Origin of the sequence: Rhizobium tumorigenes (assembly GCF_003240565.2) — a bacterium.
Lineage (GTDB): Bacteria > Pseudomonadota > Alphaproteobacteria > Rhizobiales > Rhizobiaceae > Rhizobium > Rhizobium tumorigenes.
The window spans coordinates 2,596,090-2,620,350 of sequence record NZ_CP117255.1 but is presented as its reverse complement, the minus strand read 5'-3'; the positions used below and the strand labels follow the sequence as shown (position 1 = coordinate 2,620,350).

The window sequence follows — 24,261 nt, the reverse complement described above, 5'->3', positions numbered from 1 at the left end:
GATGGCGGCGGGCGACTTCCGGCTGACCGATGTGGTCCTCGACAATACGATCGGCCGCGCCAGCCCTGATGTCGAACACGAGCGCGCCGTTGCCATCTTCGACCTGGTCGAGGAAAATTTCTTCCAGCCCATCGGTCATGCCGGTGGGCCCTACAGCCTGAAATTGTCGTTGCTGGATTCCAAGCTGGTGCTGGATATCAGTGCCGAAGGCGAGCTTCAGGTCGCCACGCATATTCTGTCGCTGACGCCATTCCGGCGCATCGTGAAGGACTACTTCCTGGTCTGCGAGAGCTACTACGAGGCGATCCGGTCGGCGACGCCGAGCCGTATCGAGGCAATCGACATGGGTCGCCGCAGTATCCACAACGAAGGGTCGCAGACGCTGTGCGACCGCTTGAAAGGCAAGATCGACATCGACTTCAACACATCGCGGCGGCTGTTCACGCTCGTCTGCGTTCTCTACTGGCGGGGTTAGGCGCCATTGGAGACGCAGGATCGTTTTCCGACGCCAAACCATACGCCCAAGGCCTTGCTGTTCATGTGCGGGATGAACTCGATCCGCTCGCCCATGGCTGAAGCCATCGCCCGTAGCGTTCTGCCATCGGGCACCTATATCATGTCGGCGGGCGTGCGGGCCGGCGAGCGGAACGCCTTCGTGGATGTGGTGCTCGACGAAATCGGCCTCGATCTCGGTCGCCACCAGCCGCAAACGCTGGAGCAACTGGAGGATGACTTCTTCGATCTGATCATCACGCTCTCGCCGGAAGCCCACCACACGGCGCTGGAACTGACGCGGTCGCAGGCGGTCGAGGTCATCTACTGGCCAACCTTCGATCCAACGGTTATATCCGGCACGCGCGAACAGATCGTTGAAGCCTATCGTGGCGTGCGCGACCATCTGTACGGGCTGATCGACAGCCGGCTGGCCCGGCGAAATGGAATTGCCGCGCAATCGGCATGAAACAAATGCAGAAAGCCTGATCAACGAGGTTCACAAGACCGCGTCGATTGTGTAGTTTCCGCGCAAATTTTCCGGCGGCATCAGCCCCGGCGTCAAACGACAGGAAGAACCGTCTTACATGCCTAAAGAAGAAGTCCTCGAATTTCCCGGTGTCGTGACCGAATTGCTGCCGAACGCAACGTTCCGCGTCAAGCTCGAAAACGAACACGAAATCATCGCCCACACGGCGGGCCGCATGCGCAAGAACCGTATCCGCGTTCTCGCTGGCGACAAGGTTCTGGTGGAAATGACTCCCTACGACCTGACCAAGGGCCGCATCACCTACCGCTTCAAGTAGTCCGGCGGGTTCTGACGCCGGCTCCCCCGTCTTCCCGCTGACGTCGAGGTTTTATGGCGCTGAAACATTCGTTGATACTGGCTTCCGGTTCGCCGCGCCGCGTCGATCTCCTGCACCAGGCGGGCATCGAACCCGCGCGCCTCATGCCGATGGATATCGACGAGACGCCGAAAAAGGCCGAGCATCCGCGCTCGCTGGCCCGTCGTCTGTCGGCTGAAAAGGGCGAGGCTGCCTATGCCGCGCTGAAGGGCGACGTCGCATGGCAGGGCAGCTATCTTCTATCGGCCGACACCGTGGTGGCCGTCGGGCGGCGCATTTTGCCGAAGGCCGAATTCGTCGAGGAAGCATCGGCGGCGCTGCACCTGCTCTCGGGTCGGAGCCACACCGTCTACACCGGGATCTGCCTGATTACGCCGGATCGCAAGATGCGCCAGAAGGTCGTCGAGACGAAGGTCCGTTTCAAGCGGCTTTCCGGCAACGACATGGAATTCTATCTGGCCTCCGGCCAATGGCGCGGCAAGGCAGGCGCCTATGCCATTCAGGGGCTGGCCGGCGGTTTCGTCCAGAAACTTGTCGGTTCCTACACAAATGTCGTCGGGCTGCCGCTCTACGAGACCATGCTGCTGCTTTCAGGCGAAGGATTCGACGTTCACGCCCATTGGCAGGAAGGATGATCCATGTCGGAAAACGAGATTAAACTCGGCGCCAAGGTCGAGCCCCTGCGCAAGCCGCGCGCCTGCGCCGAGTGCGGCCGGCCCTCGATGCGCGAACATTATCCCTTCTGTTCGGACCGCTGCCGCGAGATGGACCTGTCGCGCTGGCTGAGCGGTTCCTATGCCATTCCGGTTGCCGACGACGAGACAAAGGCCGACTACGAAGACGAGGAATAGTCACAAACCTGTCGAAAACGAACGTCAAGACATTGATGGCGTTCAACAATTGCCGATCTTGCATTTCCTGTCGAAAAAGTAGCGATTGATGCTGGACATGGCCGAACAAGATGTTATAACGCCCACGCTTCCGGGGGAAACCAAGCTCCCCAAGCCTTCAAGCAAGGCAAATCCTTCGGGATGAAGCAGGTATGCCCGGATAGCTCAGTTGGTAGAGCAGCGGATTGAAAATCCGCGTGTCGGTGGTTCAAATCCGCCTCCGGGCACCATAAACTTCCTGAAGTGCATTGATTTGTTGTCTTGCCGCCTGAAAATGCCACGCTTGCGCGGGACATCAACACGGCTCGTGCAGCCACCGGCATCAACATCAGCGTAGGACACGTCAAAGGGCTGGAAATAGTAGTCTGCGGCATATGCGATGACCAGTTCACCCGGCGCTTGATAGGCCTTCGCCCTGTCCTCGAAATGTCGATGTCGATCAGCCGAGTTCACCGCTCTCTACGGTCTTTCCGTGAAAGCGGCCGACATTGCTGGTCGAGCACCCGATGTCCTAGACCAGCCCGCCTTTTGGAATGTAACGCTTGGCTATCAATGCAGCCGCATCGCATGCCAGATCATATCAGGGCAAATGCTGGCGGACCCCTTTGATCAATATGGTTCGAACGTGGTCACGCCGATCCCGATCTTCCGGATTATCCGTGCTTCGTCACCATGGTCGCAACCGAAATGGCGATCACATGCGGCCCGATGCGGACAGTTGCGCCGGGTTCTGTCGTGTTATGTGGAAATCGTCTAGTTTCATTTAATTCGAAGTATAAAGAGCTAAACCAGTGGATTGTAGCAGATGGTATTTTCGAGCCGCATCAGGACCTTTATGTTAGTCTGTGTCATTGCTTCCATAGTGCCGGCCGTCATTTTTGGTGAGCCACGGCTAGTCGACGGACAACACGGCGGCGATCCTTGGCGTAACATACTTTTCGACTTCCAGACGCTTATTGGCGGGGGATTGGCCGTCTTCGCAGCATGGTGGACGGTTGGCGCGATGGAAAAGGCTGACCAAGCTGCGCAAGTGCGACACAATCAAATTATTGAGGCAACCGTCTTCAGGGAAAAACGCGCCCTATTGCGCGCTGAGCACCATATGCTGGCGTATACAAAGGTCGTGAGGCAGATCTGCAGCAGGCTAACGAGTGACAATATTGCGACCATTCGGTCAAAAGGGCCGCGTGTACTGACTACCGTTTATAATAACGCGATTACTTTTGTTTCGAGGTTGAAGCGTGGTTTCGCTCATGAAGACTGGATACAAGCAGCGCACTTGCTCGAGCCCGAAATGATCGCGATTAGTATGGAAGTTGAGACTGTTTGCGACCAATTTTTGTTGTTTTCGCCGACGCAGGAAGAGAGATTTGCCCCCGACTTCTCCCCAACGGAAGACCAGTTTGAATGGCTTGTCGGTAATAATTCTCTGCTGGTTGTTCATCTGTGCGAAAAACTTGAACGGGCGATGGAAGGATGGAAGATCGTCTGAAGCTATTAATTTATACTCATGCGTCTATGCCTCAGCCAGATCGATGGTGACGGCCTGCCAGCTGTCTTCCGGCCGCGTGCGTGTGTAGAAGCGGACGTATACCTTGGAACCCGCCATACGCATAGCATAGCGGATGGCTTCCATGGCTGCTTCCACCGCTCGTCTACGATCTCGTACTGAAGCAACATGAAGATTTCAGAGGGGTTGATCTTGTCGTCCTTGGCGGTGTTGAAGGCACGGGTGGTAATGGCCCGAATTTCCGATCGGCTGTCGGCCGAGCACTCGTTGAGGCATTCCTCGATCAGGCGTTCCCAATCTGCGGCTCTGGTCCGGGATCGATCACGTCCGCCACCCGCACATGCACCTTCATCAATTCGTCAAAAGTCTGGTAGGTGCGGTTGTCTTTCCCATGCGCAATTCACCGAGTTTCCGCACCAAAAAGCCGCCCGCAACTCTCGTCACGGGCGGCCTAACATCACATAAACTCAATCAAACCGATATCTTACCGGCACTGTACCCGTGGGCCATTGTTAGGCTGATACGTGTTGTCCGAAGCGCGGTACGTTCTGTAGCGGTTGGCGCAGGACTGGGCGTGGGAGTTGCCGTTCGAGCGGGAGCCGGCAACGATGCCGCCGATGATTGCGCCGGCTGCAAGGCCGCCGATGATTGCGCCCGTGTTGTTGTGGCGACGGTAGCCGCGGTCATAGCGGCGATCGTGGCCGCGGCCGCGATAATAATTGCGCCGGTCGCCGTTTCGGCGTCCGTGATGCCTGTATTCGCTGTATTGCACGTTTACGACATTCGAATTCTGGATCGTGGTCACCGGCGCAGCGGATGCGGGGAATGCTTCGGCAGGCGTGATGGCGGTGAATGCCGTCATCAGGGACACCGCGATAATTGCTAGTCTTTTCATGTTCTCGCTCCTTTTGTGACACGGATATGGCGTTTCTTCTAATGAAATCCAGAGTTGTTCGCGTTTTCGTGATCCTCGGCTGCTGCCACCAGTGGCTGGAATTGTGCCGTCGTTGACACCATGTAGAGCGCTCCCATAAAAGCATTATCGATCGACGACGGTCGGTTGGAGGCTTGTCGCAACGCCGCTTCCTGCGGCATCTGCTGAAAGCCGGCCCTGATCATCCAAAGAGGTTCCCCATGCACACCTATCTCGACGTCAAACTCTTCATTGATGGCGAATGGCGCGATGCGCTTTCGAAGAAGACGATCGCTGTCAGCGATCCCGCCACCGGCCAGACCATCGGGCAGATCGCCCATGCGGAGCGCGGCGATCTGGATCTTGCGCTGGCGGCGGCCGACAAGGGCTTCAAGGTCTGGCGCGATACGTCCGCCTTCGAGCGCTCGAAGATCATGCGTTGTGCGGCCGATCTCCTGCGCGAGCGCAAGGACATGATCGCCTGGGTGATGACGCGTGAACAGGGCAAGCCCTTGGCGCAGTCGCTGGCGGAAACGCTCGGGGCTGCCGATACCATCGACTGGTTTGCCGAGGAGGCGCGCCGCACCTACGGCCAGATCATACCTGCGCGCCACACCGGCGTGCTGCAGATGACGATCAAGCAGCCGGTCGGCCCGGTTGCGGCCTTCACGCCCTGGAATTTCCCGATCAACCAGATCGTCCGTAAGCTGTCGGCAGCGGTTGCGACCGGTTGCTCGATCATCATCAAAGCGCCCGAGGAGACGCCGGCGTCTCCGGCCGAGTTGATCCGCGCCTTTGCGGACGCGGGCATGCCGGCCGGGGTCGTCAATCTGGTCTATGGCGTGCCGGCCGAAATCTCAGAATATCTCATCCCGCACCCTATCATCCGCAAGATCTCGTTTACCGGCTCCACCCCCATCGGCAAGCAGCTGGCGTCGCTTGCCGGTCTGCACATGAAGCGGGCGACGATGGAACTCGGCGGGCACGCGCCGGCAATCGTCTTCGATGACGCCGATATCGCCAAGGCTATCGAAGTGTCGTCGCTGGCGAAGTTCCGCAATGCCGGCCAGGTCTGCGTCGCGCCGACTCGCTTTCTCGTGCAGAACGGCGTGATGGACCAGTTCACCGATGGATTTGTTGCTGCCGCCAAGGCGATCAAGGTCGGCAACGGGCTGGATGCCGACGTGCAGATGGGGCCGCTCGCCAACGAGCGGCGGATCCCTGCGCTGGAAGCGCTGATCAACGATGCAGTATCGCAGGGCGCGACCCTGCGCACCGGTGGCCGCAGGATCGGCAACGAAGGCAATTTCTTCGAGCCGACCGTCATTACCGACGTGCCGACCCATGCACGCATCATGAACGAGGAGCCCTTCGGTCCCGTCGCGATCATCAACCGTTTCGCGACCGTCGACGATGCGATCACCGAGGCAAACCGCCTGCCGTTCGGGCTCGCCTCCTACGCCTTCACCACGTCGGTCGGCACGGCACATGCGCTGGGACAGCGGATGGAAGCAGGCATGCTGACCATCAACCACAACGGCCTCTCCATTCCGGAAGTGCCGTTCGGCGGCATGAAGGATTCCGGCTATGGCACGGAAGGCGGCTCAGAGGCGGTGGATTCCTATCTGGAAACGCGCTTCATCTCCCAGATGAACGCCTGATAACAAACGGGCTCTGTGGAAAAAATCGGACGGCATGTGGCAATTTTGCCGTCCGCTATCGGTGCCACTCGCGTTGATTGTTATGTAATCAATGGCTTGGTATCGATTTTATGGCGCATATCGCTTGAGTACCATACACTCGCGTTCGCCACTTCAGGTATATTCTCATTGACTGTTGCGCAACCCTGAGCATCTTTATCATTAAATCGGTGACTTGGGATTGCCTCGGATATTGCTGCATTGCCGAATCAAGCGTAGCATTTGATTCACGGTCGCATTTCACTTTCATAGAAACGTCACCGAAATATGAATACAGCGGATTGTTATCCAGCTGACCAGGCGTATTTGCAATAGCAACCTCGATGAGGCGCCATGTACAACACGGATGTACTATTCAACACCTTTGCCCGTTCCTTTGAAGCGCGGCGCGAAGTTGAGATGTCTTTCTCTGAATACCTGGAAGCCTGCAAGGGCGAACCACTGATGTATGCCAATGCGGCAGAGCGACTACTTGCCGCGATGGGTGAACCACAGTTTGTAGACACGTCGAGGGACTCCCGCCTTGGACGTATCTTTCTCAACAGGACCATCCGGACCTATCCCGCCTTCGAGGGCTTCTACGGGATGGAAGAGACGATCGAGCGAATCGTCGCCTTCTTCCGCCATGCGGCGCAGGGGTTGGAAGAGCGCAAGCAGATCCTTTATCTGCTCGGCCCTGTCGGTGGCGGCAAGTCGTCGCTGGCCGAACGGCTGAAGGCGCTGATGGAGGTCCATCCCATTTACGTGCTGAAGGCCGGCAACGAACTCAGCCCGGTTTTCGAAAGCCCGCTCAGCCTGTTCGATCCGGCTGCGATGGGCGACATGCTGCAGGAACGCTACGGTATTCCGAAGCGAAGGCTGACAGGGCTCATGAGCCCCTGGTGCCTGAAGCGGCTGGAAGAGTTCGGCGGCGATATCTCGCGCTTCAAGGTGGTGAAGATGCAGCCGTCGCGGCTCCGCCAGATCGCCATCGCCAAGACCGAGCCCGGCGACGAGAACAACCAGGATATCTCCTCGCTGGTCGGCAAGGTCGATATTCGCAAGCTCGAGAGCCTCGCCCAGAGCGATGCCGACGCCTACAGCTATTCCGGCGGCCTTAACCGCGCCAATCAGGGCGTGCTTGAATTCGTTGAAATGTTCAAGGCGCCGATCAAGATGCTGCATCCGCTGCTGACGGCGACGCAGGAGGGCAATTACATTGGCACCGAGAATATCGGCGCCATCCCGTTCTCAGGCGTCATTCTGGCCCACTCCAACGAGGCGGAGTGGCAGACTTTTAAGGCTAACAAGAACAACGAGGCTTTCATCGATCGTATCTGCGTCGTCAAGGTTCCCTATTGCCTGCGGGTCACGGAAGAGCAGAAGATCTACGAGAAGCTGATCGAGGAATCCGAACTCAGCCAGGCGCCTTGCGCGCCGTCGACGCTGGAAACCTTGGCGCGCTTCACGGTTCTGTCGCGGTTGACGCGGCATGAAAACTCGACGCCGTTTTCCAAGCTTCGCGTCTACGACGGCGAGAGTGTCAAGGAAACGGATCCCCGGGCCCGCAGCGTGCAGGAATATCGCGATACAGCCGGCGTTGATGAGGGCATGGACGGCGTCTCGACGCGCTTTGCCTTCAAGGTTCTGGCGGCAACCTTCAACCACGATACGACAGAGATCGCGGCCGATCCGGTGCATCTGATGTATGTCATCGAACAATCGATCCGGCGGGAGCAACTGCCGGCCGACGTCGAGAAGCAGTATATGGAGTATATCAAGGGGGAACTGGCGCCGCGCTACGCGGAATTCATCGGACACGAGATCCAAAAGGCCTATCTCGAATCCTACGGCGACTACGGCCAGAACCTTTTCGACCGCTATGTGGACTATGCCGATGCCTGGATCGAGGATGTCGATTTCAAGGATCCGGATACCGGCCAGATGCTGGATAGGGATCTGCTCAACCAGGAACTGACCAAGATCGAAAAGCCGGCGGGAATTGCCAACCCGAAAGACTTCCGCAACGAGGTGGTAAAGTTCTGCCTTCGGTCGCGGGCGAGCAATGTCGGCAAGAATCCATCCTGGACGAGTTACGAGAAAATCCGTGAAGTCATCGAAAAGCGGATGTTCAGCCAAGTGGAAGACCTGTTGCCGGTGATTTCCTTCGGCTCCAAGAAGGACGGCGACACTGAGAAGAAGCATGGGCAATTCGTCGAACGCATGACTTCGCGCGGCTATACGGAGCGTCAGGTTCGCCGGTTGGTAGAGTGGTACATGCGCGTCAAACAGGCAGGCTAGACTAGTCCCAACAGAGGAGTAGGAATGCACATTGTTGACCGGCGCCTGAATCCAGGCGGCAAGAGTCTCGAAAATCGCCAGCGCTTCCTGCGACGAGCAAAGGCGCTGGTGCAGAAAGCGGTCTACGAGACCTCGCAAAGCCGCGGTATTCAAGACGTTCTCAAAGGCGGCGAGATCAGCATTCCCCTCGGGGGTACTGAGGAGCCGCACTTCCGGAAAGGCCCGGCCGGCATCCACGAACACGTCCTGCCGGGCAACAAGACCTTCATCGAGGGCGACATTCTCTCCCGCCCGCCGGGCGGAAAAGGCAAGCCGCGCGACGGTGGCGACGGCAACGGCGAGGATGCCTTTCGCTTCGTGCTGACCCGCGACGAGTTCCTCGACATCTTCCTCGACGACCTCGAGCTTCCGGATCTGGCCAAGAAAAAGCTCGCCACATCCGAACAGCCAAACCCGGTGCGGGCAGGCTATTCCGTCAACGGCTCTCCCTCCAATCTCGCCATCAACCGGACCATGAAGCGGGCTATGATGCGCCGCGTTGCGCTCAACCGGCCGAAGGCGGAGGCGGTGGCCATGCTGCACGCCGAGATCGCCGATTGTGTCGATGAGGATCGGCGGCTGGCACTGGAAGCTGAAGTCTCGGCGCTGGAATCGCGGGTTAGGCGCATTCCCTATATCGATCCAATCGACATTCGCTACCGGCGTTTCGAAAACGAGCCGAGGCCCGTCGCCCAGGCGGTGATGTTCTGCCTGATGGACGTCTCCGGCTCGATGTCCGAACACATGAAGGATCTCGCCAAGCGCTTCTACATGCTGCTCTATATCTTCCTGACGCGGCAGTACAAGCGCGTGGAAATCGTCTTCATCCGCCATACCGATACGGCCGAGGAGGTCGACGAGGAGACCTTCTTCCGCAGCCCTGCGACGGGCGGTACACAGGTATCGAGCGCGCTCGATGCGATGAAACGGATCATGATCGAGCGTTTTCCACCGTCCGACTGGAACATCTATGCCGCGCAGGCGTCCGATGGCGACAACGCCTACTCCGACAGCACGACGACAGCCGCCCTTCTGCAGGACTGGATTCTGCCGGCGACGCAATATTTCGCCTATCTCGAAGTTGGCGAAGGGCGTAGCGGGGCGATCTCGTCCGGCTCGGCCGTCTGGCAGCTTTACGAGCGGATTTCAGCCGGCTGGCCGGTGCTGTCGATGCGCAAAGTCAGCGACCGCAGCCAGATCTATCCGGTATTCCATGATCTCTTTCAACGCCGCGCTGCGGAGACGAGGGCTGGCTGACAATGGCAAAGGCAATGAAGCGTCTCTACGACGGTGCCGACTGGGATTTCGCCGCGTTGCAGCGCATCCACGATGCATGCCAGGACATTGCCGTCAACGAGCTTGGGCTCGATGTCTATCCTAACCAGATCGAGATCATCACCGCCGAGCAGATGCTCGATGTCTATTCCTCGATCGGCATGCCGCTGTTCTACAAGCACTGGTCGTTCGGCAAGCATTTCGCCCATCACGAGGCATTCTATCGCAAGGGCCTGCGTGGGCTGGCCTACGAGATCGTCATCAACTCGTCCCCTTGCATCTCATACCTGATGGAGGAGAACACCGCGACGATGCAGGCGTTGGTGATTGCGCATGCCGCCCTCGGCCACAACCATTTCTTCAAGAACAACTACCTGTTCAAGCTGTGGACAGACGCCGACGGCATCCTCGATTACCTGAATTTCGCCAAGGGCTATATTGCCAATTGCGAGGAACGCTACGGGCATGCGGCCGTGGAGCGGACGCTCGATTCCGCCCATGCGCTGATGTCGCACGGTGTGCACCGCTATGCCGGCAAGAAGAAGCTCGACCTGCGGATGGAGGAAGTCCGGCTGCAGGAGCGGCGGGCGCATGACGAAAGCATCTTCAACGATCTCTGGCGCACCGTGCCGACCAAGGCCGGCAAGAGCGCACCCGATCTCAGCCTCGAGCGCCGGCAGGCAATCACCGGGCTGCCGCAGGAAAATATCCTCTATTTCCTCGAAAAGACAGCGCCCCGACTGCAGCCGTGGCAACGGGAAATCCTGCGAATTGTCCGCCATGTTGCCCAGTACTTCTACCCGCAGGGCCAGACCAAGGTGATGAACGAGGGCACGGCGACCTATGTGCACTATGAGATCATGACACGCCTGCACGAGCGCGGCGGTATCGGCGACGGTGACTTTCTCGAGTTTCTGAAATCCCACACCAATGTAGTGTTCCAGCCGCAGTTCGATGACCAGCGCTATTCCGGCCTCAATCCCTATGCCATCGGCTTTGCGATGATGCAGGACATCGAGCGTATCGTCACCAAGCCGGAGCAGGAGGATCGCGAGTGGTTCCCGGAGATCGCCGGGACCGGCGACGCGATGGCTGTGCTCCGCGATCTCTGGGCCAATTATCGCGATGAAAGCTTCATTGCCCAGTTCCTGAGCCCCAACCTGATGCGCAAGCTGCGGCTGTTCCACCTGACCGACGATCCGGCTGAGGAGGAGGGGATGCGGGTGGCGGCAATTCACGACGAGCGCGGCTATCGGCGCGTCCGGCGAGAACTATCTCGGCAATTCGACATCGGCTGGATCGATCCACATATCGAGGTCGTCGATGTCGACCTGCCCGGCGACCGTCGGTTGATCCTGCGGCACACGGTGATGAACGGCAGTCTGCTGGAGGAGGGCGACACCCGGAAGGTGCTGCAGCATCTGGCCGACCTCTGGAGCTACGATGTCGTGCTGCAGGAGATCGACAGGGCGGGTATCTTGCTAAAGGATCACCTGGTCAGTCCCCGCAAGGTTGCCGTGGCAGCCTGAATACCCTGAAGATCCGCTTAGTCCGGGGCTATTCTTCGCACATGGCCGCTGACCTGCTGGCCGTCTTCAGGTTTCAGCTGCAGGAAGCCGGGCAGGCCAAGCAGGGGAATGATAGCCATGACCAGAAAGACGATATGAAAGCTGCCGAGCGTCAGGGCTCCACTGCCCGCTGTAACGAGACCGAGCAGCATGGCGGCTATCGATACGCCGAAGCTGACGCTCAACTGTTGCAGCACGCCCCCGAGGCTCGTGGCGCTGCTGAGCTGCGCTGCCGGCGTGTCCGAATAGGAGAGCGTGTTCGACGTCATGAACTGTGCGGCCCGCGTCAGGCCGAAGACAAACACCCAGACGATAATCAGCCAATAGGGTGTCTGAGGCGTCATCAGTGAAAAGCCAGCGACTGTCAGCGAGCCGGCGACAGCGCTCCATGTCAGCACCCGGTCAAAGCCGAAGGCCCGCAGCAGCCGTTGCGAGATCGGCCGGACCACGAGTGCGCTGAAGGCGCTGGCGAACGTCAGCGAGCCTGAGACGATGGGGCTGACGCCAAAGCCGATCTGCAGCATCAGCGGCAGCAGAAAGGGCACGCCGTTCAATCCGACACGACAGATGCCTCCGGCAAGCGTACCGACGCGAAAGGAGCGCAGGCGAAACAGCGTCAGGTCGACAGCCGGCGCCGCCACGGCGCGCGCATATCGGACGAAAAAGACGAGCAGCAGCAAGGCGGCGACAAGGGCGGCAATGATGGCCGGGACGGGAATAGCCGGCCGACCGATATTCTCGATGCCGTATTGCAGCAGCACCAGTCCGGAGCCGACCATCAAGAAGCCCGGAATGTCAAACCGTTTGGATTTGTCGGCGCGGGTATCCTCGACGTAGCGCAGCGCCATGACGATGCCGATGATACCGAAAGGCACGTTGACGTAGAATATCCAGCGCCAGGATAGATAGGTCGTCAGGACGCCGCCGAGGACGGGGCCAACCAACGGCCCGATGATGGCCGGCAAGGTCATGTAGGTCATGGCGGTCACGAGTTGGCTGCGCGGAAAGCTGCGAATGAGGATGAGCCGGCCGACCGGCGTCATCATCGCCCCGCCGAAGCCCTGCAGGGCACGCGTCGCGATCAGCATCGGGAAGTTGACTGCCAGCCCGCAGAGCACCGAGCCGATAGTGAAGATCAGCAGCGACAGCGCAAAGATGCGGCGTGCACCGAATCGATCGGCAAACCAGCCACTGACCGGAATGAACATCGCAAGCGTCAGGATATAGGCCGTGACCGCAAGGTTCATGGCGAGTGGCGTCACGGCAAGACTGTGGGACATGGCGGGAATAGCTGTGACGATGATCGTCGAATCCAGCTGTTCCATCAGGAAGGCGACGGCAACGACGGCCGGGATGATGAAGCGCAGTCGCGGATCGCGCTCGGTCGCGAACCCTGGGTCCGAGGGGGCGTTTTCAGTCTGTGTCATGCTGTTGATTCAGGCTTTCCGTCGCGGCTTGGCTCCGCATTTGCGGCGTCGGCGATGATGCACAAGGAGGAAGGGTGAATATCACCACTGCGCGCATGCGGGGCAAGCAAAACCCTGCAGTGCAGGGGAGCTACCGATCAACTCTTGGGGAGCACTTCGTTTGCCGCAAAATTGCCCCAGCATAGCGAGAAATACGGTCTGTCGGGTTCTTCGTAAGCGAGTTGGGGAGGCTGATGCAGGAACTGCTTCCATCAGCGTGAGCACTATTTCAATACTCGGAGACATTTCGCACTCCACGGTTGTTAATCGTTATCCGCGAAGTGCAACTGTAAACATCGTTGATTATTTGTGAATTGCTATTATTATTAAATACTTAATATAAGCGTTAAAAGATACTAAGTTCGTCTGGCTGGGATGTAGAAGCAGTGCCCATGCTCTGGTTTTTGATTTCTTGCAACTAAGGGAATTTTGGAATGGAACGCATTCAAATAAAATCGCGCCTCATTACGGCTGTTGCGTACGATCTGAAATCGTCGCGCATGGAAATCGAGTTTCACAATGGCAAAGTTGAGCCTTACAGCAACGTACCTGAACAGATTTACCGCAATCTGATCTCGGCCGATTCGCCGGGCTCGTACTATCGCCACCACATACGCGAATCCAAACCTTATGTGAGTGTGAGATAAGCAGTAGACCTGCCGGCGTTGTTTCCAATGCTGATTGGGTAACGCATAAAAAAGGGGGCATAGCGCCAAGCTATGCCCCCTTTTTTTGATTGCTGACGACGATCAGTGTTGATCGTTGGTCTGGTTCGGCCGTCCGATGCTCGAATATTCGAAGCCGTGCTTGGTGATTTCGTCGCGGCGGTAGATATTCCTGAGGTCGACGAGGACAGGTGCGGCCATGACCCGCTTCAGGCGGGCAAAATCGAGCGCGCGGAACTGGTTCCATTCGGTTACGATGACGAGAGCGTCTGCCCCTTCGGCGGCCGTGTAGGCATCGGCTGCGAACGTCATGCCCTCGATCAGGCCGCGTGCGTTGTCCATGCCCTCCGGATCGTAACCGACCACCTTGGCGCCGGCATCCTGCAAGGTCTGGATGATCGAGATCGCAGGGCTGTCGCGCATGTCGTCGGTGTTCGGCTTGAAGGTCAGGCCGAGGACCGCGACGCTCTTGCCGCGAACGTCGCCGCCAACAGCCGCGATGACCTTGCGACCCATGGCCCGCTTGCGGTTATCGTTGATCGAGATGGTCGTTTCGATCAGGCGCACCGGGCTGTCGTGGTCCTGTGCAGTCTTCGCCAGTGCCAATGTGTCCTTCGGAAAGCACGAGCCGCCATAGCCTGGGCCCGCATGCAGGAATTTGGCGCCGATACGGCCATCGAGCCCGATGCCGCGGGAGACTTCCTGGACATTGGCGCCGACTTTTTCGCAGAGATCGGCCATCTCGTTGATGAAGGTGATCTTCATGGCGAGAAAGGCGTTGGCGGCGTACTTGATCAGTTCCGACGTGCGGCGCGAGGTGAACAGCAGCGGCGCCTGGTTGAGGTAGAGCGGCCGGTAGACTTCGGTCATCACGGCCCGGGCACGATCGTCGTCGAGGCCGATGACGATGCGGTCCGGCCGCTTGAAGTCCTCGATTGCGGCGCCTTCGCGCAGGAATTCGGGGTTGGATACGACGGCGATGTCTGCGTCCGGGTTGGTGTCGCGCATGATCCGCTCCACTTCATCGCCGGTGCCGACAGGAACGGTCGACTTGGTGACGATGACGGTGAAGCCCTTGACGTGCGTGGCAATTTCGCGGGCAGCTGCATAGACGTAGGACAGGTCGGCATGACCATCGCCACGGCGCGACGGGGTGCCGACGGCGATGAAGACGACATCGCTGGCTGCGACGCTTTCCGCCACTTCCGTCGAAAACGACAGGCGGCCCGAGCGGACGTTCTCGGCCACGAGACTTTCGAGCCCCGGCTCGAAGATCGGGATTTCGCCGGCCCGCAACGCTGCAATCTTTTTCTCGTCCTTGTCGACGCAGATGATGTCATGGCCGAAATCTGCAAAGCAGACGCCTGACACCAAACCCACATAACCAGACCCGATCATCGTGATACGCATCGATTTTCCTCTTTTTCAGACAACGCAAACGCGTTCTGTTGGTCGATTTGAAGTTGCTGACGTGGCCAGATTTCCGGCTCCTGCGTAATCGCTCAAGAAACAGATAGACTGATATGTCATCAGTTTCATGAATGATGCCAGAGCTTTACCGGCTGGCTTCACGCCTGCTACCTCATCGAAATCCCCTACGGAATGAACGGTGAAACGAACATGTAGAACGATGCCATCTTAGTGCAATGGCAGTATGTTGCAACGCAGCAATTGCGGTCTCCCTCTCTGCACTCGGTTGCTGTGCCAATTCGGATCACCTGCGCGAGGTAATTTCGGGCAGCGGCAACCACTTGGACGTGTCGAAAAAGTTGGCCGCTAGGATACGGTCGCCGGTGGGCCTGTCGATGTCGAGAATGAGGTTGAACCGGCGCGGATCGGCGAACTCGTGCGAGAATACGATCCTTGCGCCGAAGCTCGACTGTGTGACGTTCTCGAGCTTTCCAATGCGGTCGGTGGCATCGCTGAGGTCGCTCCAGCCGACAGCCTGGACGATGGCGTGGACCAGACCCTGGAACTTTGCCTGTAGCTCCCGCCCGGCGGCAGTCTCGGGCAGGATCGCCTTGACCCGGATACTGCTGACCTCGCCTTTCGGCGTGCCGCGGACGATGACGAAGAGCGACGGTTGTTCATCCGCTGCTGTCTCGGACACCGGCGTCTGGTAGCTGCATTCGAATGTCGAATTGTCGATCGCGCCCTGATGCCAAGGGCCGACGGCGAAGCCGGCTCGTGAGATTGCGTCGCAGGCCGTCTCGCCGGAGATCTTCCAGCGGCGTAGGAAAAAGCTGGGCGCGGAATTCAGGTTGGTGAAAAGCCGTGTCGCGACCGGTTTTGCCACTGCAGGCGGGAATACCGGTGGCGCAACCCGCTTCGGGCCTTGTTTGACTTGCTGTAACTTCTTCGGCGGCGTGACGGTTTCATATCCGAGCCAGCCGATATGGTAGCGGTCAGCCAGAAACCGCAAGTTCCGCCGGTCGTTGGCAAGCAGCGCGGTTGCGACGATACCCGTCAGGATGAAGATCGCGGCCAGCCAGAAAACGATGCGGCTTTTGCGACGCGGGGGTGAAACCGTCATTTAATGCTCTCTGCGAAATCACGGTAGGGACTCAAGCCGTGAAAGCATCGTTTTCGCGCAGCGGTTCCCGACCGTCCGGACGGGGCGCCTTTACGCAACAGAAGCATTCATGCCCTCTTTGAAGCCCACTGGCAATTGGGCTTGCCAATTGGGGCAGTGCAGCTCTCAGGCGACCAGCGCCTTCAGGGCGCGAACCACCGCGCCGTCCGTACGTCGTTCGAGCGCAGGCGCAAAGCCGAGGGAGACAAGCCGCGGGTCGCTCGATGCTGTGCTGGAAGAACAGGAGGCGTGGATGTCGGTGATCTTCAATCTCGGGATCAAGGTGCTCACGGTTTGCGGATTGATGCCGGAGCCAGGCATGATGGATATCCGGCCGGCTGCAAGTTCTACCAGTGTTTCCAACTCCTCGATCCCATCAGGAGCGGTCACTTTTCCACCCGAGGTCAAAATCCGCTCGAAACCGAGATCGACTGCGATTTCGATGGCGTCGCGCCAGTCGGGCACGAGGTCGAAGGCACGATGCAGGGTAAGGCCGAGGTCTCGCGCGTGGTGTACGAGTTTGTCGAGGCTTTCGCGATCCAGCCGGCCATCGGGCAGAGAGGCACCGAGTACGACGCCGGCCAATCCGGCGCTGCGTGCGATGTCGATATCGCCGTACATCACCTCCATGTCCTCCGGGGACCAGACGAAGTTGCCGGCGCGTGGTCGTATCATGGCATAGCAAGGCAGTTGACGCTGGCCGGCTTCGCGCATCAGGCCGGCGCTCGGCGTCAGGCCGCCGATGGCAAGCGCGCTGCACAGTTCGATGCGATCGGCACCGCCGTCGATGGCGGCTGCAAGGCCGGCGCTGTCTTCGATGCAGACCTCAAGCAACATGGCGGCGATCCTCGACATCGCGCAGTCCGAGAATGGCGGCGCCGATCAGGCCGGGCTCGATGCGGCACTGACTGCGGACGACGAGAGGGCGGTCGAATTTCCGCAGGATTCGCTGGCGCACGGCGGCATCCAGTCGCTCCAGTAGCGGCTCGACATTCGACAAACCGCCTGCCACGGGCACGATGGTTGCGCCGGTAATGTTGACGGTCAGGGCCAGGGGCGGCGCGACGAGATCGATATAGACGTCGAGCGTTGCACTCGCCTTGTCGTCGCCGCCGAGCCAAAGGCCGATGATTTCCTCGCTGGAAAGACTGGTGCCATGAAGCAGCGCGTGCAGGCGTTCCATGCCGCGTGCGCCGCCGATGGTGTCGACGCAGCCGCTTTGCCCGCAGCCGCAGGGATACGCCGGAATGGCGACAGGGGGGGTGCCGGCAAAGGCCGCGACGACTGGCCCGTGGCCCCATTCGCCTGCAAAACCACCGGATGCATTGACCAGCCGCCCGTCGGCGACCAGTCCACCGCCGACCCCGGTGCCGAGGATGGCGCCGAAGACAATGCGGTGACCGCGACCCGCGCCGGAAAAAGCCTCTGCCATGGCAAAGCAATCGGCATCGTTGGCGATCAGCACGGGATAGCCGAGTGCCGTCTCCAGATCGCTACCAAGTTGGCGGCCGTGGAGGCAGGGAATATTGGCGCAGGTCAGCGTCCGAGTGTCCGGATCGACGACGCCTGCGATCGATACGGCGATGCCGTCAGGCTTTTCCGGGGCCTCGGCAATAATCTCGCGGAGCACCGTGACGAAAGCCTCGAAATCATGGCCGGGCGTAACCCGGCGCGGCAGCGTCGTGATGTCGGATTGGGAGCGGGCAAAACCGCCCTTGATGGCGGACCCGCCGATGTCAAAAGAAACGATCATCCGTCACTCGCTATGGCATTGAGACGACGTTGCTCGCATCCTTTTCCAGCCATTGCAAGAGATCAGCTTCCGGGCGGCGGTGTGAGGACGATGCGGGCCTCGAAGCCATCTGGCTGACCCGAGGCCGGCGACAGCAGGTCCAGTCGGCCGCCCATCTGGGTGACGATCTTGTCGGCAATCGCGAGGCCGAGGCCTGAGCCGGCGGCGCTGGTTTCTCCGCGACGGAACCGGCGCTTGAGGCCGGCGAGTTCGTCAGTCGCGACGACATTGCCGCCGTTGACGACGCTGACGGCATCTCCGGTGACAGAGATGGTGACGACCCCATCATGCGGTCCGTGGACGAGTGCGTTTTCGATCAGGTTGCGGACGACGATGGCAAAGGCGTCGATGTCGACGCAGCGCGCAAGGGTAACCCCGGCAGCGTAGTCCCGCGTGACGCGTCCGGCGGTGCGGCTGTCCCGGTCGTAGTCGCCGACGACGGCATCCACGATGCGCGTCAGATCCAGTGGCTTGTCGGATGTGCCGATCCCGGCTTCAGCACGCGCCAGCTGCAGCAGCTTTTCTGCAAGGCGTCCGAGATTGGCGAGCGCTGTCTCAATGCGTCCGGCCCTGACAGTCAGGGGACCCTCGGGCAGTTCGGCGATCAACCGTTGTGTCTGCGCCAGCGCACCGGCTATCGGCGTGCGCAGTTCGTGGGCGCTGTTCGCGGTAAATTCCCGCTCGGCTTCCAGTGCCGACCGCAGCCTTCCGAGCAGCAGGTTGACGGAACGGGCAATCGGCCGCAGTTCGCGGGGGAGTGTATCGCCTTCGACTGCTGCCATATTGCCGCTGTCCTTGGTGGCAATCTCGTCGCGCAGGCGGTCGATGGGTGCCAGCGACCGGCTGACGATGAACTGGATCAGCAGTATGCTCGTCGGTATCAGCAGCAGCAGCGGCCAGAGCAGCGCCACGGTGCCTTCGCGCAGGGCCTCGCGACGGTTTCGGAAGGCATCGGCTACATGCAGGAACAAGGTGCCGTTGAGCGCCGATTCTGTGTAAATCTTGTGCTTCGGCGTGTCGTGAAAACCGACCTTCAGGGGCACGTCATAGGGCGTGGCCGGCGCTTCCTGCGAGTGGATGATGACCTTGCCGCTGGAATCGATGACCTGATAGGTGAGATATTCCTTGTTCAGGCCCTGCTGCACGGCCTGCAAAGCCTGCGGATCGGTGGCTCCGTCGCGCTGGGCGAGGTCGTCGAGCACCAGCGGCATCAGTCTTTCGGCTGTTTCCTGCAGCGTGCCGTCGAAGATCTCGGCGAATTCCCGGTTCATCACATAGGCGCCCAGGCCCACCGCGATCAGCCAGAAGAGCACGACGAGCCCCGTGAGCGTGGTGATCAGCCGGCGGGTGATGCTGATGCGGCTGAGGCGGCCGAGGGTCTCCGGCATTATCGTTCTCCGAGCGAGTAGCCGACGCCGCGCGCCGTGCGGATGCGGTCCCGGCCGATCTTCTTACGCAGCCTGCTGACATAGACCTCGACAGTGTTGCTCTCGATTTCCGAGCCGAAGGCATAGAGCGCCTCTTCCACCTGGTCCTTGGAGACCATGGCGCCGGGGCGGGCGACCAGCAGGTCGAGAACCGCCCATTCGCGGCCGGTCAGCACGACGTCCTTGCCCGATACGATAAGGCGGCGCTGCGTCTGGTCGACTTCGAGGTCGCCGATCTTGAGCATCGGCTGCGGACTGCCGGAATAACGCCGGGCAACCGCCATGATGCGGGCGGAGAGTTCGCCGAGATTGAAGGGCTTGACCAGATAGTCGTCGGCGCCGCTGTTCAAACCCTCGATGCGGTCTGAAATCTGGTCACGCGCTGTCAGGATGATGACCGGTGTTTCCTTGCCATTCTTACGCAGCGTCTTCAGAAAATCGATGCCAGTGCCGTCCGGCAATTGCAGATCGAGAAGTATGAGGCCGTAGTGAACCGAGTTCGCCGCGCTTTCTGCATCTCCGAGGTTTCTCACCCAGTCGACGGCATGGACGCTCGCGGCGATGTGGTCGCGGACAGCGCTGCCGAGGGTGTCGTCGTCTTCGACCAGGAGAATTCTCACAATTGCCTCGCAACGCTCGGGTACGTCTGTCCTAATATGGCGGGAGCTATGCGGTCAATCGAGGCGGAAATAAGCCGTGTATCAAGCTGGTATCGGCGCCTTGTTTGCGGACGCCCATCCGGGCGTCTCTGGACAGACTGCGGCGCCGCGTTTACTTGTCTGCTGCGCAAAGTGCGGGGGTCTCCCGCCACCGATGCGAATTCTGAAAGAAGTGCCTGGAGGAGGCTTTAATCATGCTCAAGGGAATTTCACCTGCTCTCAATGCCGACGTGCTGCACGCGCTGGCCTCCATGGGCCATGGCGACATGCTTGTCATTGTCGATACCAATTTTCCGGCAGAGTCGGTGGCGCTCGAAACGAGCCTCGGCCATCTGCTGCGGATCGACAACGTGACCTCTCCACAGGCTGCTGCCGCTATCCTGTCGCTGATGCCGCTCGATACGTTCATCGACGATGCAGCCACCCGCATGGAGGTGGTCGGCTCCCCGGGTGAACTGCCGGCCGTTCAGGTCGAGATGCAGGTAGAGATCGATCGCGCCGAAGGCAAGCATTGGCCGCTTGTGCCGGTCGAGCGTTTCGCGTTCTATGAGCGTGCGAAGAGCGCCTATTGCGTTATCCAGACAGGCGAGCGCCGGTTCTACGGCTGCTTCACCCTGACCAAGGGCGTCATTCCGCCCGACGCAGCGTAAGGTTCGCGTCGTCACAATCGTGCCCCTGGCTGCAGCGATGTTCGACCCGATGTCGGGGATGCTGCGGCCAGCGCCACAGAAGGGACAGGATGGCCAGGAAGTCGGAAACCCAGGGCAGGCTCGACGACGCGGCACGAGCCGGGTGGTTGTACTATGTCGCCGGCCGGACCCAGGACGAGATCGCCGGGGCCATGGGGATTTCGCGGCAATCGGCGCAGAGGCTCGTGTCGCTCGCGGTCGCCGAAAGGCTGATCAAGGTCCGCCTCGACCATCCGATCGCCGCCTGCCTGCAGCTTGCCGAGGATCTGCGCCGGAAATTCAGCCTCTCCCATGTCGAGGTGGTGCCGAGCGATCCCGGATCGACGTCGACGACTGTCGGCATCGCGGAGGCCGCCGCCGCCGAGATCGAACGCTGGCTCAAGCGACCGGAGCCCATCGTGCTTGCCATCGGCACCGGGCGCACGCTGAAGGCTGCCGTCGACCAGTTGCCCTCCATCGATTGCACGCAGCATCGGATCGTTTCGCTCACCGGCAACATCGGTCCGGACGGTTCCGCTGCCTACTACAACGTCATCTTCAGCATGGCGGATGCGATCAAGGCCCGTCACTATCCCATGCCGTTGCCGGTTCTCGTATCGGCTGCGTCCGAGCGTGAGTTGTTGCACGCGCAGGCGCTGGTGCGCTCGACGCTCGATATCAGCGCGGTTGCCGATGTGACCTTTGTCGGGATCGGCGAAATGGGCGTCGACGCGCCACTCTGCGTCGATGGCTTCCTCGGCCGGGACGAAATGGTCGAGCTTGTTGCAAAAGGCGCTACCGGGGAGATCTGCGGCTGGATCTTCGACGGGGAAGGCAAATTGCTCGAAAACGCCGTCAACGAGCGTGTCGCCAGCGCGCCGATACCCAGCCGCGAAACATCGACCGTGATTGGAATTGCCAAGGGCCAACGCAAACTCGAGGCTATCAGAGCGGCGCTGACAGGCCGGCTGATCAACGGCCTGATTACGGATGAGGCGACTGCCGCATCCTTGATCGACGACTGAAGCAAATTTAACCCATTTTCTTCAACGACTTATTTTTTCGTTCGGCGTCGCAGCAACGATTAAGCATTGACAACTTGTCGCATGTTATGAGTAATTGCCCTCGAGCTAAGCGAATGCTCATATTTTCTCTTCTGGGAGGAAGATTATGAAATTGAAGACTCTACTCCTGAGCGCCTGCTCAGTGATGATGCTTGCCGGAATGGCGTCTGCAGAGACGCTGACCATTGCCACCGTCAATAACGGCGACATGGTCCGCATGCAGAAACTTACCGATGATTTCAAGACCAAGAACCCGGGCATCGATCTGCAGTGGGTGACGCTCGAAGAAAACATCCTCCGCCAGAAGGTCACGACCGACATTGCGACCAAAGGCGGTCAGTACGACGTTCTCACGATCGGTACCTATGAAGTTCCGATCTGGGCCAAGCAAGGCTGGCTGCAGCCACTCGACAATCTCGGCGCCAGCTACGATGTGAATGACCTTCTTCCGGCCATCCGCAGCGGCCTGACCATGGACGGCAAGCTATACGCTGCGCCTTTCTACGGCGAAAGCTCGATGGTCATGTACCGCAAGGACCTTTTCGACAAGGCCGGCCTGAAGATGCCTGATGCCCCGACCTGGGACTTCATCGCTGACGCAGCCAAGAAGATCACTGACAAGAAAGACGAAGTCTACGGCATCTGCCTTCGTGGCAAGGCCGGCTGGGGCGAGAACATGGCTTTCCTGACAGCCATGTCCAACTCCTTCGGCGCACGCTGGTTTGACGAAAAGTGGACTGCACAGTTCGATCAGCCCGAGTGGAAGAAGACCCTCGACTTCTACGTGAAGATGCTGAAGGAAGATGGACCTCCAGGTGCTTCTTCTAATGGCTTCAACGAAAACCTCGCCCTGTTCCAGACCGGCAAATGCGGTATGTGGATCGACGCCACGGTTGCTGCTTCCTTCGTTTCCGATCCGAAGCAGTCCAAGGTTGCCGACAAGGTCGGTTTCGCACTTGCTCCTGACAACGGTCTTGGCAAGCGCGGAAACTGGCTCTGGGCTTGGAACCTCGCCATCCCGGCCGGTTCCAAGAAGACGGAAGCTGCCGAGAAGTTTGTCGCCTGGGCAACCAGCAAGGAATACACAAACCTTGTTGCGCAAAAGGACGGCTGGTTGAACGCACCTCCCGGTACCCGCGCTTCGCTCTATGCGAATGCCGATTACCAGAAGGCTGCTCCTTTCGCCAAGATGACGCTGGACAGCATCAACTCCGCCGATCCGACGAAGCCGACTGTCAAGCCGGTTCCCTATGTCGGCGTTCAGTTCGTCGCTATTCCTGAATTTCAGGGTATCGGCACTGCCGTTGGCCAGCAGTTCTCTGCAGCGCTTGCCGGCCAGGTCACTGTTGACCAGGCTCTCAAGAGTGCCCAGGCACTGACGACCCGCGAAATGAAGAAGGCCGGTTATCCCAAGTAAGATATCGGCTGGGCTAGGGAGCGGGGGCGCCTTGCGCGCCTCCCTCCTGTTCGCCGTCGATCGCCCCAAGCGTGACTTGGCGGCCTTTTAAAAATTCCGCTGTTGCGGCCACTCTCCCCGCTTCAAGACAAGATTGGTCCTTTCCATGGCGACCTTACAGACCCGTTCCGCTGCCCGCCTGATGATGGCGCCCTCCGTGATCCTGCTGTTCGCGTGGATGATCGTGCCGCTGGCAATGACGATCTATTTCTCGACGCTGAACTACAATCTGCTGATGCCGGGTGATCATCCATTCATCGGCTTCAGCAATTACGAATATTTTCTCACCGATCCAGCTTTCCTGCAGGCGCTGATGAACACGCTGCTGCTGGTTGGCGGCGCGCTTCTCATCACCATTGTCGGCGGTATTGCCTTCGCGCTGCTGCTGGACCAGCCGATGTTCGGCCAAGGGATCGTCCGTATACTGGTGATCGCACCGTTCTTCGTCATGCCGACGGTGGCGGCGCTGATCTGGAAGAACATGTTCATGAACCCGGTGAACGGCCTCTTTGCCTATGTTGCAAAGGCTGTCGGGCTCCAGCCTTACGACTTTCTGGCCAACGCCCCCCTGGCCTCGGTGATCGTCATCGTCGCCTGGCAGTGGCTGCCGTTTGCAACGCTCATCATGCTGACAGCACTTCAGTCGCTCGACGAAGAGCAGAAGGAAGCCGCCGAGATGGACGGCGCCGGCGTAGTGTCCAAATTCATCTACATCATCCTGCCGCACATGGCGCGCGCCATCACGGTGGTCATCCTCATCGAGACCATCTTCATGCTGTCGGTGTTTGCCGAAATCCTGGTCACCACCAATGGCGGTCCGGGCACGGATAGCACGAACCTGACCTATCTCGTCTATTCGCAGGCGCTGCTGCAATTCGACATCGGTGGTGCATCGGCGGGCGGTATCGTTGCCGTCGTGCTTGCCAACATCGTCGCTATCTTCCTCGTCCGCATCGTCGGCAAGAATCTGGAGGCTTGAG

Annotated in this window: 24 protein-coding genes, 1 tRNA gene and 1 pseudogene; 16 read left to right on the top strand and 10 right to left on the bottom strand. The window is 59.6% G+C overall.

Annotated features, from left to right (window positions below):
• Position 1: 1 nt before the first annotated feature.
• From PR017_RS12770 to PR017_RS12740, 7 genes are all read left to right on the top strand, one after another.
• Complete coding sequence (locus PR017_RS12770) at positions 2 to 475, top strand: UPF0262 family protein (RefSeq protein WP_111218941.1); 474 nt, start codon at positions 2 to 4, stop codon at positions 473 to 475.
• Positions 476 to 538: 63 nt separating this feature from the next.
• Positions 539 to 961 (top strand): arsenate-mycothiol transferase ArsC, encoded by a 423-nt coding sequence (locus PR017_RS12765; RefSeq protein WP_111219039.1) that lies wholly within the window; start codon positions 539 to 541, stop codon positions 959 to 961.
• Between the two features lie 118 nt (positions 962 to 1,079).
• Complete coding sequence (gene infA / locus PR017_RS12760; protein ID WP_004117876.1) at positions 1,080 to 1,298, top strand: translation initiation factor IF-1; 219 nt, start codon at positions 1,080 to 1,082, stop codon at positions 1,296 to 1,298.
• Between the two features lie 53 nt (positions 1,299 to 1,351).
• Complete coding sequence (locus tag PR017_RS12755; RefSeq protein ID WP_111218939.1) at positions 1,352 to 1,972, top strand: Maf-like protein; 621 nt, start codon at positions 1,352 to 1,354, stop codon at positions 1,970 to 1,972.
• 3 nt (positions 1,973 to 1,975) lie between these two features.
• Entirely contained in the window at positions 1,976 to 2,188 is a 213-nt protein-coding gene (yacG, locus tag PR017_RS12750) for a DNA gyrase inhibitor YacG (RefSeq protein ID WP_111218937.1), read from the top strand.
• Positions 2,189 to 2,381: 193 nt separating this feature from the next.
• Positions 2,382 to 2,457 (top strand) — tRNA-Phe (locus PR017_RS12745).
• Between the two features lie 575 nt (positions 2,458 to 3,032).
• Positions 3,033 to 3,719: a hypothetical protein gene (locus PR017_RS12740; protein ID WP_111218935.1), complete on the top strand. Its 687-nt coding sequence runs from the start codon at positions 3,033 to 3,035 to the stop codon at positions 3,717 to 3,719.
• Between the two features lie 24 nt (positions 3,720 to 3,743).
• On the opposite strand, the pseudogene PR017_RS28305 reads toward PR017_RS12740, so the two are convergent.
• The 3 genes and pseudogenes from PR017_RS28305 to PR017_RS12725 all read right to left on the bottom strand — a co-directional run bounded on the left by PR017_RS28305 (position 3,744) and on the right by PR017_RS12725 (position 4,856).
• Positions 3,744 to 3,967, bottom strand: a pseudogene (locus tag PR017_RS28305) (DUF3164 family protein).
• A 254-nt stretch (positions 3,968 to 4,221) separates the two neighbouring features.
• Entirely contained in the window at positions 4,222 to 4,632 is a 411-nt protein-coding gene (locus tag PR017_RS12730) for a BA14K family protein (RefSeq protein ID WP_111218933.1), read from the bottom strand.
• A 38-nt stretch (positions 4,633 to 4,670) separates the two neighbouring features.
• On the bottom strand, positions 4,671 to 4,856 hold the full coding sequence (locus PR017_RS12725) for a hypothetical protein (RefSeq protein WP_111218931.1): 186 nt from the start codon (positions 4,854 to 4,856) through the stop codon (positions 4,671 to 4,673).
• 15 nt (positions 4,857 to 4,871) lie between these two features.
• Between PR017_RS12725 and PR017_RS12720 the strand changes: the two genes are divergently transcribed.
• The 4 genes from PR017_RS12720 to PR017_RS12705 all read left to right on the top strand — a co-directional run bounded on the left by PR017_RS12720 (position 4,872) and on the right by PR017_RS12705 (position 11,473).
• Complete coding sequence (locus PR017_RS12720) at positions 4,872 to 6,311, top strand: NAD-dependent succinate-semialdehyde dehydrogenase (RefSeq protein ID WP_111218929.1); 1,440 nt, start codon at positions 4,872 to 4,874, stop codon at positions 6,309 to 6,311.
• 372 nt (positions 6,312 to 6,683) lie between these two features.
• Positions 6,684 to 8,630 carry a PrkA family serine protein kinase gene (locus PR017_RS12715; protein ID WP_111218927.1) on the top strand — a complete coding sequence of 649 codons (1,947 nt, stop codon included), beginning with the start codon at positions 6,684 to 6,686 and terminating at the stop codon, positions 8,628 to 8,630.
• Between the two features lie 24 nt (positions 8,631 to 8,654).
• The gene (locus PR017_RS12710; protein WP_111218926.1) at positions 8,655 to 9,926 is read left to right on the top strand and encodes a YeaH/YhbH family protein; all 1,272 of its coding nucleotides are present in this window, start codon (positions 8,655 to 8,657) and stop codon (positions 9,924 to 9,926) included.
• Positions 9,927 to 9,928: 2 nt separating this feature from the next.
• The gene (locus PR017_RS12705) at positions 9,929 to 11,473 is read left to right on the top strand and encodes a SpoVR family protein (RefSeq protein WP_111218924.1); all 1,545 of its coding nucleotides are present in this window, start codon (positions 9,929 to 9,931) and stop codon (positions 11,471 to 11,473) included.
• 17 nt (positions 11,474 to 11,490) lie between these two features.
• Here PR017_RS12705 and PR017_RS12700 read toward each other — a convergent pair whose 3' ends face one another.
• Positions 11,491 to 12,939 (bottom strand): DHA2 family efflux MFS transporter permease subunit, encoded by a 1,449-nt coding sequence (locus PR017_RS12700; RefSeq protein ID WP_111218922.1) that lies wholly within the window; start codon positions 12,937 to 12,939, stop codon positions 11,491 to 11,493.
• Positions 12,940 to 13,412: 473 nt separating this feature from the next.
• Here PR017_RS12700 and PR017_RS12695 point away from each other — a divergent pair, with 473 nt between their 5' ends.
• Positions 13,413 to 13,625 carry a KTSC domain-containing protein gene (locus PR017_RS12695; protein ID WP_111218920.1) on the top strand — a complete coding sequence of 71 codons (213 nt, stop codon included), beginning with the start codon at positions 13,413 to 13,415 and terminating at the stop codon, positions 13,623 to 13,625.
• 102 nt (positions 13,626 to 13,727) lie between these two features.
• Here PR017_RS12695 and PR017_RS12690 read toward each other — a convergent pair whose 3' ends face one another.
• From PR017_RS12690 to PR017_RS12665, 6 genes are all read right to left on the bottom strand, one after another.
• The gene (locus PR017_RS12690) at positions 13,728 to 15,053 is read right to left on the bottom strand and encodes a UDP-glucose dehydrogenase family protein (protein ID WP_111218918.1); all 1,326 of its coding nucleotides are present in this window, start codon (positions 15,051 to 15,053) and stop codon (positions 13,728 to 13,730) included.
• Positions 15,054 to 15,357: 304 nt separating this feature from the next.
• On the bottom strand, positions 15,358 to 16,176 hold the full coding sequence (locus tag PR017_RS12685) for a DUF6030 family protein (RefSeq protein WP_111218916.1): 819 nt from the start codon (positions 16,174 to 16,176) through the stop codon (positions 15,358 to 15,360).
• Between the two features lie 165 nt (positions 16,177 to 16,341).
• Entirely contained in the window at positions 16,342 to 17,070 is a 729-nt protein-coding gene (locus PR017_RS12680; RefSeq protein WP_111218914.1) for a copper homeostasis protein CutC, read from the bottom strand.
• Positions 17,042 to 17,968: an ROK family protein gene (locus tag PR017_RS12675; protein ID WP_111218912.1), complete on the bottom strand. Its 927-nt coding sequence runs from the start codon at positions 17,966 to 17,968 to the stop codon at positions 17,042 to 17,044. Before PR017_RS12675 ends, PR017_RS12680 begins: the two co-directional genes overlap by 29 nt.
• Before the next feature lie 62 nt (positions 17,969 to 18,030).
• Complete coding sequence (locus PR017_RS12670; protein WP_111218910.1) at positions 18,031 to 19,395, bottom strand: sensor histidine kinase; 1,365 nt, start codon at positions 19,393 to 19,395, stop codon at positions 18,031 to 18,033.
• Positions 19,395 to 20,054: a response regulator gene (locus tag PR017_RS12665; protein ID WP_111218908.1), complete on the bottom strand. Its 660-nt coding sequence runs from the start codon at positions 20,052 to 20,054 to the stop codon at positions 19,395 to 19,397. Before PR017_RS12665 ends, PR017_RS12670 begins: the two co-directional genes overlap by 1 nt.
• Before the next feature lie 233 nt (positions 20,055 to 20,287).
• Between PR017_RS12665 and PR017_RS12660 the strand changes: the two genes are divergently transcribed.
• The 4 genes from PR017_RS12660 (at position 20,288) to PR017_RS12645 (ending at position 24,260) form a co-directional block, all read left to right on the top strand.
• Positions 20,288 to 20,743 (top strand): RbsD/FucU family protein, encoded by a 456-nt coding sequence (locus PR017_RS12660; RefSeq protein ID WP_111218906.1) that lies wholly within the window; start codon positions 20,288 to 20,290, stop codon positions 20,741 to 20,743.
• 89 nt (positions 20,744 to 20,832) lie between these two features.
• The gene (locus tag PR017_RS12655) at positions 20,833 to 21,786 is read left to right on the top strand and encodes a sugar-binding transcriptional regulator (RefSeq protein ID WP_111218904.1); all 954 of its coding nucleotides are present in this window, start codon (positions 20,833 to 20,835) and stop codon (positions 21,784 to 21,786) included.
• A 145-nt stretch (positions 21,787 to 21,931) separates the two neighbouring features.
• On the top strand, positions 21,932 to 23,242 hold the full coding sequence (locus tag PR017_RS12650; protein WP_111218902.1) for an ABC transporter substrate-binding protein: 1,311 nt from the start codon (positions 21,932 to 21,934) through the stop codon (positions 23,240 to 23,242).
• Positions 23,243 to 23,387: 145 nt separating this feature from the next.
• A complete protein-coding gene (locus tag PR017_RS12645) occupies positions 23,388 to 24,260 on the top strand; it encodes a carbohydrate ABC transporter permease (RefSeq protein ID WP_111218900.1) in 873 nt (290 codons plus the stop codon).
• Position 24,261: the final 1 nt, after the last annotated feature.